Here is an 874-nt window from a genome sequence, read left to right on the forward strand (position 1 = left end):
GAAGCCGGTGACCGTGCCGGGCTCGCAGGTGAACGAGACATCGTCGACGGCGGTGTGCGCGCCGTACCGTTTCGTCAGGTGGTCAGCCGTAATCATGCCGGTAAGCCTGTCCGAATCACCCGTTCCCGCGCCTCGGTCCGCGGTCGACGGTGCGGCGACCAAAGTCGCTTTCCCGCCTAGACTTTGGTCGCTATCCGCCCCCGTGCCCCGGCCGTAGCCTGGTCTGATGTTCCGCGGTCGCTGGTCGCTCACCGCGTGGGACGAGGCCGAGCCGGTCCGCCCGCGCACCACCCGCGACTGGGCCACCGACGCGGTCCTGTTCGGGCTCGCGCTCGGCTGGGTGTTCCTGGCGACCGCGGAGAAGACGCTCTTCCAGGTCGCGACGCCGGCCGGCACGCCCGAGATCCCGCAGCCGGACTGGGTGGCCTGGGCCGACCTGGTGCCCGGCCTGGCCCTGTCCGTCGGGCTCTGGTGGCGGCGCCACCGCCCGGTCCTGCTGGCGCTGATCTGCGTGCCGCTCGGCGTGCTCTCCACCACCGTCGCCGGTGCCGCGCTGATCATCATGTTCACGGTCGCGGTGCACCGGCGCCTCCCGGTGTCGGCCGTGGTCATCGCGCTCAACACCGTGCCCGGCCTGGTGTTCGTCGCGTTCCGCCCGGCCGGTGACCTCGGCTACTGGCAGTCCGTCGCCTGGATCGTCTCCGTCTTCGTGATCATCCTGCTCTGGGGCTCGCTGGTCCGGTCCCGCCGCGAACTGGTCCGCTCGCTGCGGGAGCGGGCCGAGCGCGCGGAGTCGGAGCAGCAGCTGCGGGTGGACCGGGCCCGGCAGTTGGAGCGGGCGCGGATCGCGCGGGAGATGCACGACGTGCTGGCG

The 874-nt window shown here is 72.3% G+C and carries 2 pseudogenes; one reads left to right on the forward strand and one right to left on the reverse strand.

The annotated features are described in order from the left end of the window. Positions 1-96, reverse strand: a pseudogene (locus tag OP04_RS54405) (ABC transporter ATP-binding protein); the annotation flags it as partial. A gap of 130 nt (positions 97-226) precedes the next feature. On the opposite strand from OP04_RS54405, the pseudogene OP04_RS56675 reads away from it, so the two are divergent. Further along, positions 227-874, forward strand: a pseudogene (locus OP04_RS56675) (sensor histidine kinase); the annotation flags it as partial.

The sequence above is a fragment of the Catenuloplanes japonicus genome (assembly GCF_000717135.1).
Classification (GTDB): domain Bacteria; phylum Actinomycetota; class Actinomycetes; order Mycobacteriales; family Micromonosporaceae; genus Catenuloplanes; species Catenuloplanes japonicus.